The 4,658-nt window shown below is 73.4% G+C and carries 3 protein-coding genes; all 3 read left to right on the top strand.

Annotated features, from left to right (window positions below; genetic code table 11):
- Positions 1–99: 99 nt before the first annotated feature.
- Positions 100–1,818 (top strand): peptidoglycan D,D-transpeptidase FtsI family protein, encoded by a 1,719-nt coding sequence (locus ACWCO3_RS31825; RefSeq protein WP_450013585.1) that lies wholly within the window; start codon positions 100–102, stop codon positions 1,816–1,818.
- A 52-nt stretch (positions 1,819–1,870) separates the two neighbouring features.
- On the top strand, positions 1,871–3,433 hold the full coding sequence (locus ACWCO3_RS31820; protein WP_145779725.1) for a UDP-N-acetylmuramoyl-L-alanyl-D-glutamate--2,6-diaminopimelate ligase: 1,563 nt from the start codon (positions 1,871–1,873) through the stop codon (positions 3,431–3,433).
- The coding region (locus tag ACWCO3_RS31815) for a UDP-N-acetylmuramoyl-tripeptide--D-alanyl-D-alanine ligase (RefSeq protein WP_450013582.1) at positions 3,430–4,658 on the top strand (1,229 nt) is incomplete at its 3' end. The genes ACWCO3_RS31820 and ACWCO3_RS31815, both read left to right, overlap by 4 nt.

Below are 4,658 nucleotides of genomic sequence, written 5' to 3'. Positions count from 1 at the left end.
CGCAACGTGGGGCCGGTCCCGGTGCTGGTCAGCTCCGTGGTGGTGGCACCGGCGGCGTTACTGGCACCCTGAACTACCGGGTCACCCGGAGCGGCGCGGCTGCGGCTGCGGCTGGGTACGGCGCTCGCCCTGACGCTGTTCGCCAGCATCGGAATCCGGCTGGTCTTCCTCCAGGCGGTCGACGCACCGGCGTACGCCGGCGGCGGCGTCGCCGACCGGCTCCACACTGTCGAGCTGCCCGCCCCGCGGGGCGCGATCTACGACAGCACCGGCGCGCCGCTGGCCCGCAGCGTCGAGGCGCGGTACGTGTACGCCGACCCGACCGAAGTGAAGGACCCGCCCGGCACCGCGAGGGCGCTCTCCCCGTTGCTCGGCATCCCCGCCTCGAAGCTCGTCGACCTGATGAAGCCCCGGAAGCTGGAGGGCGGCAAGACGTCCACGTTCGCGTACCTGGCGCGAGGCGTGGAGATCGCGACCGCCAAGCGGGTGCAGGCGCTGGAGCTCCCCGGCATCGGGGTGCACCGCGACGAACGCCGTGACGTGCCCGGCGGCGACCTGGCGGCCAACCTGATCGGCTTCACCAGCCAGGACATGGCCGGGCTGGAAGGGTTGGAGGCCCGCTTCGAGGACGTGCTGGCCGGGCAGGACGGCAAGCGGGTGTACGAGGCCGGCCTGGGTGACCTGGCCGCACCGATCCCGGGCGGCTACAGCCGGACCACGGCCGCCAAGCCGGGCAGCTCGCTGGCCCTCACCATCGACCGTGACCTCCAGTTCCGCACCCAGCAGATCCTCAGCGCGGGCATGGCCAAGGCGCGGGGCGGCACCGGCGCCGCCGTGATCATCGAGATCCCCTCGGGTGCGGTGCTGGCCCAGGCCAGCAATCCCACCTACAGCGCGGCGAGGCCGTTCCCGAGCGACCCGGTCGCCCGGGAGGACGCGGCGACCAGCTTCGTCGTCGACCCCGGGTCGATCCACAAGGCGATCACCTTCGGCGCGGCGTTGCAGGAGGGCGTCATCACTCCGGACACCGCGCTGCCCATCGCCAACAGCATCAAGAAGGGCGACACCTGGTTCTCCGACACCCATCCGGCCAACGGCAAGCGGATGAGCGTGCCGGGGATGCTCGCCTACTCGTCGAACGTCGGCACGATCACCATCGCCGACAAGCTCGGCCGGGACCGGTTGATCGACTACCAGAAGCGGTTCGGGCTGGGTAAGCCCACCGGTGAGGGGATGCCGGGGGAGGCCAGCGGGCGGCTGTTGCCGGCCGACGAGTGGAGCGATTCGTCGGAAGGGTCGGTGCCGATCGGGCACAGCGTCGACGCCACCCCGTTGCAGATGGCCGCCGCGTACGCCGCCATCGCGAACAACGGCACGTACGTGCAGCCGCACCTGGTCAAGGAGGTGATCGGCCCGGACGGCAAGCGCACCCCCGCGCCGGCGCCGGTGACCCGGTCCGTGCTCAGCCCGCAGAACGCGGCGGCGCTGCGCACCATGCTGGAGGCCGTCACCACAGTCGACCGGGCCACCGGCCTGACCGCCGCCGTCCCCGGTTACCGGGTCGCGGGCAAGACCGGTACCGGGTGGCGACTGGTGGACGGCAAGAAGCAGCCCGGCGAGGTGTCCTCGTTCATCGGGATGGCCCCCGCCGAGAACCCCCGGTACGTGATCGCGGTCTTCGCGTACGCGCCCGGCGGTGGCGGCGCGGCGATCGCCGGGCCGGCGTTCCGCGACATGATGCAGTTCACGCTGCGTCACAACCGCGTACCGCCCTCCACCGGCGGTTCCGCACCCAAGTTCACGGTCTATCCGCGCTGAGCAGCGGCGGCGGGACATCATCGGTGAGTGCCGACGAACCACCGGGGCGGCTGTGCGGCCGGAACCGGACGACCGGGTAGGGTCTGACGCCGTGCCCGGCAATCCACGTCCACGTACCGTGACCGGAGTCCGGCTCGGTGATCTTGCCGTCCGACTCGCCGTCGACCTTCCGGCGGACGCCGCTGCGGTGCTCGTCACCGGCGCTACCCACGCCAGCGGTGAGGTCCGCCCCGGCGACCTGTACGCGGCGCTGCCCGGTGCCCGTCGGCACGGCGCGGAGTTCGTCGCCGCCGCCGCCGAGGCGGGTGCGGTGGCTCTGCTGACCGACCCGGCGGGTGCGGAGATGGCCGCCGGGAGCGGTCTGCCCGTCCTGGTGGTGCCCGACCCACGCGCCGTGCTCGGCGAGCTGGCGTCGGCCGTGTACGGCGACCCGACCGCCGACCTGACCGTGATCGGGGTGACCGGCACGGCCGGCAAGACCTCCACCGCGTACCTGGTCGAGTCGGGGCTGCGGGCCGCCGGCCACACCACCGGGCTGATCGGCACGGTGGAGACCCGGCTCGGCGACCTGGTGATCGACAGCGTGCGTACCACCCCGGAGGCGACCGACCTGCACGCCATGCTGGCCACCGCCCGCGAGCGGGGGGTGACCGCTGTGGTCATGGAGGTCTCCAGCCACGCGCTGGCCATGGGCCGGGTGGGCGGTGTCCGGTTCGCCGTCGGCGGCTACACCAACTTCGGCTCCGACCACCTGGACTTCCACGCCGACAGCGACGACTACTTCGCCGCGAAGGCCCAGCTCTTCGACGGGCGGTGCGCGGTCGAGGTGCTCAACCTCGACGACAGTGCCCTCAAGCCGCTGTACAAGCCGGCCACTGTCACCTACTCGGCGGCCGGTGATCAAGGCGCGAGCTGGTGGGCCGACGGCGTGAGCGGCGAGGGGTACGCCCAGCGGTTCACCGCCCACGGCCCGGACGGCGTGGTCCTGTCCGCCGGGGTGGCGTTGCCCGGGCGGCACAACGTGGCCAACGCGCTGCTGGCGATCGCCGCGTTGGTCGGCGCCGGGGTGGACCCGGCGACCGCGGCGACCGGCGTGGCCGCCTGCGGTGGGGTGCCGGGCCGGCTGGAGCTGGTCGACGTCGCCGCCCCGGTGCGCGGGGTGGTCGACTACGCGCACAAGTCGGACGCGATCGTGGCCGCGCTGGCCGCGTTGCGTGAGTTGAGCGCCGGTCGGTTGATCTGCGTGATCGGCGCCGGCGGGGATCGGGACCGGGGCAAGCGGCCGGTGATGGGCGCCGCCGCGGCGGAGGGAGCCGACGTGGTGCTGGTGACCGACGACAACCCGCGTACCGAGGATCCGGCGGAGATCCGCGCCGAGGTGCTCGCCGGGGCGTACCGGGCCGCCACTGCCGCCCGGATCGTGGAGGTGGCGGGCCGCCGCGCCGCGATCGACGAGGCGGTACGGCTGGCCGAGCCGGGCGACGTCATCGCGCTGCTCGGCAAGGGGCACGAGCGAGGCCAGGAGGTGGCGGGCGAGGTGCTCCCGTTCGACGACAGCGTCGAGTTGGCCGCCGCGCTGCGTGCCCGCTTCGGGGACCTGGCGGGTCAGCGATGATCGCGCTGAGCCTGGCCGAGGTGGCCGCCGCCGTCGACGGGCGGCTCGTCGCCGCCGACCCGGCCGCCACCGTCACGGGCAGCGTCGAGTTCGACTCGCGCAAGGTGGGCCCGGGGTCGCTCTTCGTGGCCTTCCCTGGGGAGAAGGTCGACGGGCACGACTACGCGGAGACGGCCGTCGAGGCCGGCGCGGTGGCGGTGCTGGGCAGCCGAGAGGTGCCCGGGGTGCCCATGGTGATCGTCGACGACGCGCTGACCGCGATGGGTCGGTTGGCCCGCGCCGCGGTGGACCGTCTCCCCGACCTGACCGTGATCGGTGTGACCGGCTCGTCCGGCAAGACCACCACGAAAGATCTGATCGGCCAGCTCACCGCCCGGCTCGGGGCCACGGTGGCACCGCCCGGCTCGTTCAACAACGAGCTGGGGCACCCGCACACCGCGCTGCGGGCCGGGCCGGACACCCGCTACCTGGTGATGGAGAAGGGCGCCCGCGGGATCGGGCACGTGCGGTACCTGTGCGAGCTGGTGCCGCCCCGGATCTCCGTGGTGCTCAACGTCGGCACGTCGCACATCGGCGAGTTCGGCTCGCAGGACAACATCGCAGTGGCCAAGGGTGAGCTGGTCGAGGCCCTGCCGGCGGACGGGCTGGCAGTCCTGAACGCCGACGACCCCCGGGTGTCCGCGATGGCGAGCCGCACCAGGGCCCGGGTGGTCCGCTACGGCGAGGCACCGGACGCCGACGTACGCGCCGAGGACGTGACGCTGGACGAGCGGGGGCACCCGTCGTACACCCTTGTCACCCCGGAGGGGCGCGCGCCGGTGCGGCTCGGGTTGACCGGCCACCACCAGGTGGGTAACACGCTCGCCGCGGCGGCGGTGGCCCGGGAGCTGGGCATGCCGCTCGCCGAGCTGGCCACGGCCCTCGGTGAGCTGGGGCTGGTCTCGACCCGGCGGATGGACGTGTTCGACCGCCCCGACGGGGTGACAGTCATCGACGACTCGTACAACGCCAACCCGGCCTCGATGGCGGTGGCGGTGCGGGCGCTGGCCAGTATCGGCCAGGGGCGGCGTACCGTCGCGGTGCTCGGATACATGGCCGAGCTGGGCCCGTTCGAGCGGGACGGCCACGCCCAGGTCGGCCAACTGGTGGCCGAGTTGGGTGTCGACCGGCTGCTCGTGGTGGGTGAGCCGGCCGCGCCGATCCACGAAGGCGCGACAGCGGTAGG

Source organism: Micromonospora sp. NPDC002411 (assembly GCF_053592955.1).
This window is presented reverse-complemented; position numbering and strand designations above follow the sequence as displayed.